The organism is Chloroflexus sp., from assembly GCF_034435895.1.
In the GTDB taxonomy this organism is placed as follows: domain Bacteria; phylum Chloroflexota; class Chloroflexia; order Chloroflexales; family Chloroflexaceae; genus Chloroflexus.
In genome coordinates, this window is sequence record NZ_DAOTWH010000185.1 from 1 (window position 1) to 5,460 (window position 5,460).

General features: G+C 61.0%; 3 protein-coding genes and 1 pseudogene. 1 reads left to right on the forward strand and 3 read right to left on the reverse strand.

Annotation, left to right across the window (positions count from 1 at the left end; all coding sequences use genetic code 11):
• Positions 1 to 1,005 (forward strand): annotated as a pseudogene (locus tag U9R81_RS10840) (AAA family ATPase); the annotation flags it as partial.
• 198 nt (positions 1,006 to 1,203) lie between these two features.
• Here the strand turns inward: U9R81_RS10840 and U9R81_RS10845 are convergent.
• The 3 genes from U9R81_RS10845 to U9R81_RS10855 all read right to left on the reverse strand — a co-directional run bounded on the left by U9R81_RS10845 (position 1,204) and on the right by U9R81_RS10855 (position 5,336).
• Positions 1,204 to 2,280 carry a DICT sensory domain-containing protein gene (locus tag U9R81_RS10845; protein ID WP_322495469.1) on the reverse strand — a complete coding sequence of 359 codons (1,077 nt, stop codon included), beginning with the start codon at positions 2,278 to 2,280 and terminating at the stop codon, positions 1,204 to 1,206.
• Between the two features lie 381 nt (positions 2,281 to 2,661).
• Positions 2,662 to 3,408 carry a class I SAM-dependent methyltransferase gene (locus tag U9R81_RS10850; RefSeq protein ID WP_322495470.1) on the reverse strand — a complete coding sequence of 249 codons (747 nt, stop codon included), beginning with the start codon at positions 3,406 to 3,408 and terminating at the stop codon, positions 2,662 to 2,664.
• Positions 3,409 to 3,437: 29 nt separating this feature from the next.
• Positions 3,438 to 5,336, reverse strand: coding sequence for an ABC-F family ATP-binding cassette domain-containing protein (locus U9R81_RS10855; protein ID WP_322495471.1), 1,899 nt, complete (start codon positions 5,334 to 5,336; stop codon positions 3,438 to 3,440).
• Positions 5,337 to 5,460 lie beyond the last annotated feature (124 nt).

Sequence of the window (5,460 nt, forward strand, 5' to 3'; positions counted from 1 at the left end):
GCCGGCGAGCCGTCGCCGCTCGATAATGGCGAGACGCTTGAACTGCCTCGCTCTGGCGTCGAGATTGTCGCCAGCCAGCGCCGCAGCGGGACGTGGGTCTACGAGGTGCGCGATCTCCGCACGACTGCCGGCGTGACTCGCGACCGCGCGCAGGGGTTGTGGGCCTATGCGATTGGTCGCCACGAGGATTTGCGCGAAGGCCGGATCGATCTGCAAAGCCAAGTGCGCTGGCGGGGCCGGCTTGGCCTTTGGCGCGCCTACCGGCAAGGTTCGCGCGTGAAGTACGATCTGGTGCATCGCGACCAGAATGGCGTGATCGACCATATCTTCTACGGGGTGAGCGATTGGGGCTTAGGTGAAGCGTGGATGAGCTTGCTCAACGAGGCCGGTACCCGCGTTGAGACCGATACCGCCGATTTCGATCAGGAAGAGACGGTAGAAACGTCGCCGCCGCCGTCTGAAATCGAGACGTGGGGTGAACGCCGCGTCCGCTGGCGCGGCAGAGGCGGTTTGGTGCGGATTTCGGTTGATAACGAGGGCCAGCCGCGCTTCGATCTGGTCATGAAGGATAAAGAGACTGGCGTGGTGCAAGAGTATAACAACGTGCCCCGCGAGAAGCTCTCTGACGCATGGCTGGCGCTAATCCGGGTCGCTCGTCCTCGCACCGGCATCGAGGTCGTGAGCGCCACTCGCAATGAAGAGGGTGAGTGGCTGTACGTCTTCCGCAATTTGCGCACTGGTGATGTGAGCAGCGCGCCATGGCGCTTGCAAGATATCGAACCCGGCACGGTGCGCGAGTATGCGGCGCGCATGTTCCACCAAGACATGCCGCTCGATCACGAAAAGGTGCGCTGGTGGGGCAATATCGGCTACCTCCGCCCGATGCGCTCGCAAGTCGATCTGGTCTATGTTGACGAACAGGGGGGCACTCACATCTACTACGCTGCCCGCCGCGAAGAGTTGACCGGCGAGTGGCGCGAGTTGCTCCAACTCTACGGCGAGTGATTCTGTCATGGAGTGCGGCAGTCCTTCTGCCGCACATTATTGTTGGTTCTAGAGACGCACCCGCTGTATGGCTCGTGATGGATTGTGGATTACGACAGGTCAACTGCCGCCTTTAGATGTGTCTATCGCGTCGCAGTGGTATAACCGCGAGTACGAGTGATCAGTTATGGCGTGCGGCAGTTTCCCTGCCGCATATTCTTAAATACTTGTCTTGGGCCGTATCTCAGACCCCACCACCGCCAGCGCCGCTGCAATCCCTTCGCGCAACGTATTCCGGGTCATGATGCTGCCAAGGTCAATCCCAAGGTTGATCATGGTTTGCGCAATCGCGGCCCTGATGCCGGTGACGATCACTTGCGTCCCTAAGAGCCGGGCGGCGCGGATCGTTTGCAAAAGATAATTGGCTACCGCCGAATCAACTAGCGGCACGCCGGTAATGTCGATAATCACCACATCTGCCGCCCGTTCGGCAATGCTGGTGAGCAGGTGTTCCATCACTTGCTGCGCGCGCCGTGAGTCGATATTGCCGATGAGCGGCAAGAGTAGCACCCCCTCAAACAGAGGTACGACCGGCGCGGCGAGTTGCGCGATGGTGTCTTCGAGCGTTTGTTGCTGTTCGTACAGCGTTTGGAGTTCGCGCAGCAGTTGGCGTTGCCGATCGTTGCGCCGTTGCATGTGGCTTACGATTTCGATCACGATTTTGGTAAAGAATGGCCCGGTTGGCGCGCGGGGCGGGAAGCGCTGGTGCGCTCGTTCTAGCTCTGTCGCGCGATCTGGCCGGTAACGATGGACTGCCGGGATCAGAAAGTCGAGCGCTTTCTCAATCACTTCCGGCTGAAAGGTGAGCAGCGTTTCAAAGCTGCGGTCGCCTTCTTCCGTGACCGGCAGTTGATTGTCAAGCCCGCACAGTAACGCGCAAAACCATTCAGTCAGCACCAGCAGGAACCATTCTTGACGCAGCGGATCGCTTGGCTCTAATGTCACCGCGATGTGGCGCTCTTCGGGCACTGGCGGTGTGCCGCCGGCAAAAATGCAAATCGCACTGGCAATATTCTCTAATTGGAGGTAGCGTTGCGTTTCTGCCCGCCAGTGACTGCTCTCTTGAAAGCCGGTGAAGATAACGCTCGGCAACTTGTTGCGCAGAATGCAATCTTCTAAGGTGTGGCTCAAGTCGACCAGCGTGGTTTTCGTAGCCATGAATGGCTCGACGTCTGGCGCTACGATCTCACGGATCGCATAATACAAGGAGGGTAAGCGGTTTGAAGGGTTTGGCACTGCTTTCTCCTTTGTGATGGCAGTGAACGCGATGAACTCTCAGACGATCAGCAGTGGCCTTTGGGTATAACAGTTTGCGCCGGATGTGGGCGTGAGTCGGTGGTATGAGCGGGTGTACCTGAACGAGCAGGTCGTGCGCCGTGGCTCATTTGCTCTATCAAAGACAATTTGCCCCGATCCCAGTAGTCGTGAGCGTTCGCGTTTGATCACGCAGCAAGCCTTCGAGCGCAAAGTTACAATCATAATAATTGACATATATTATATCAGATATCGTGTTTGGCGTCGATGGTTGCAGTGATAACAACTTGTTTTGCTCCTCGCTGTGCTTGCTCTCGATACGGATGCGGTTGCCAAGCATGATTCGCTCGGCATCGCCAAGCGTCATCGATCACGCTCCGCCACATACACTACCCGCGGCGCATCGTCCGCTGCCGGCGTCCAGTCTGGGGTGAGGCGCGCTGCCAACCGCAAGCCGCCGCTCGCTAGCGCTGCGGCAATCTCATCAGCGTGCCATGGCCGTTCGCAGTGGGTCTCTTCGCCGCGCCACCACCGCTCGCCGCGACGCTGGAACCAGACGAAGCGGCCATACGCGTGCTGTTGCTCGTGGTCAAAGTGGAGCCGGTTGACCACAAGCAGATTAGGCCCGTCGAAGAGCACTTGATCGTATTCGTGCCACGTGCGGAAGCCGGCGAGGGTGTTGAGATCGAAGATGAATTGCCCGCCGGGACGCAGCAAGCGGCCTACTGCCCGGCAGACCTTGGCCAAATCATCATCATCGGTAAGATGGTTAAGGCTATCAAAGAGGCAGGTGCAGAGGTCGAAGCTCGCTGGTGGCAACTGCGGGGCATCCGGCAGGGCACGGATGTCGGCTTCGATCCATTCGATCGCCAAGCCGCGCTGGCGGGCTTGTTCGCGGGCAATGGCCAGCATCGCCGGCGAGCCGTCAACTCCCACAACCGTCGCGCCGGCAGCCGCTAGCACTAACGCCGCCGCGCCAGTGCCACAGGCGAGATCAAGCGCGCGCTGCGGCGGCGCCGGCAGTTGGGCAAGGATGATCTGCGCCAGCGCTGTGCCAAATGCCGCTTGGCCGGCGGCATGGTAGATCGGAGCGTAGTCGTGGTAGATCATAGCCTCTCTGAGCAGTTCACCATGCCCGCTCACGCCGCCAGTTGCTCCCATTGGGCGTATTTTTCGGCCAGCAACCGCTCCAGTTCGGCGTACTGCGCTCCCAGCGCCGTCAGCCGGGACACGTCCCGCGCTTGGCTAGCTGCGTCGAGTTCGCTGCTTAGGCGGGCAAGGTCTTGTTCCAGCGCGGTCACTTCAGCTTCCAAGGCAGCCAACCGGCGCTGCTTGGCCCGCTCGGCGTCGTCGGGCCGGGCCGGTTTGGCCGGCGCCGCTTTCGGTTCGGCGGCTTTGGGCGCCGGTGCAGGCGGCGCGGCGCTCTGCGCAGCCATATAATCGCTGTAGTTGCCGGCAAACTGCTTGATCCGGCCTTGCTCAACGATCCACAACCTGTCGGCCAGCGTGTCGATGAAGTAGCGGTCGTGCGAGACAAACAGGATTGAGCCAGTGTACTCTTTCAACACTGCTTCGAGCGCCTCGCGCGCATCAATGTCGAGGTGGTTGGTCGGCTCGTCGAGCAAGAGCAGATTGCCCGGCAGCAGCGTCAATTGGGCCAACGCCACCCGCGATCGTTCGCCGCCGCTGAGGTCGGCGATCCGCTTGAACACATCGTCACCGGTGAAGAGAAAACGGGCGAGCAGGTTGCGTGCCGGCCCTTCGCCGAGGCTCGGCGCGACCCGCAGCACCTCATCCAGCACCGTGTTGTTCCATTCCAGCACGTCATGGCCTTGGGCGTAGTACCCTACCCGCACTTCGTGGCCAAAGCGGGCCGCGCCTTGCAGCGGCGGCAATTGGCCGATCAGCGTGCGGAGCAGCGTGGTCTTGCCGCAGCCGTTTGGCCCTAGCAACCCGACCCGCTCGCCGCGCCGGATGGTCAAGTCATCGGCTCGCAGCAGCGTCTTGCCCTCGCCGCGCGGCCCCTGATAGCCGACTACCAACCCGTCGAGGCGCAAGACCAGCGCCCCCGACCGCAATTGGCTATCGAGCGCAACACGCAATTTGGCCGCCTCTTTTGGACGGTCGAGCAACTGCTCGCGTTTGAGCCGCTCTAACCGCTTTTCGCGCCCTTTAGCCTCGCGCGCGCGCTGGCCGGCCTTGTAGCGCCGGATGAACTCTTCGGTGCGGGCAATGAACGCTTGCTGGGCTTGGTACTCTTTCAGCCGCCGTTCCATGCGCTCGGCCTTCAGCGCCAGATACTTTTCATAGCTGCCGGGGTAATCTTCGAGCCGGTTAAAACTGATCTCCAGCGTGCGCTTCGTCACCCGCTCAAGGAAGTAGCGGTCATGTGAAACCACGACGAGCGTGCCGTCCCACGTGCGCAAGAACTGTTCGAGCCATTCGAGCGCCTGCATATCGAGATGGTTGGTCGGCTCGTCGAGCAGCAGCAAATCAGGGTCGCTCAGCAGGGCGGCGGCCAGCGCGGCTCGCGTCTTTTGCCCGCCGGAAAATTGGCCCATGCGCTGGTGGAACTGTTCGGGCCGGAAGCCGAGGCCGTGCAGCGTGCGCTCGATGCGATATTCGATCTCGTAGCCGCCGGCATGCTCAAAGCGAGCGCTCAGTTCGCCGTAGCGTTCCATCACCGCTTCCCAATCGGGGGCGGATGTATCGGCCAGCCGGGCCTCAAGGTCAGACAGCTCAGCGCGCCAGTCGCGAATCTCGGCCAGCGCCGCTTCCATCTCTTGCCAGAGGGTCAGATCGCCGCTGAAGCGCGTCTCTTGGGCCAGATAGGCGACGCGGGCGCCGCGGTCAAGGCTGAGACTGCCGCTATCCGGTGTCTCATAGCCGGCGATCATGCGTAGCAAGGTGCTCTTGCCGGCGCCGTTCATGCCGACGATCGCCACCTTCTCACCGCGCGCGATTTGGAAGCTGACATCGTGGAAGATCAGCTCAGCGCCGTAGTATTTGCTGAGATTGGTTGCGTTGAGCAGGGTCATAGGTTTGGTTCTTACAATAGAAAAGACCAGCGCGCCGGCGCCGGTCTTGATTGGAGCGGGAGACGGGATTCGAACCCGCGACCTACACCTTGGCAAGGTGTCGCTCTACCAACTGAGCCACTCC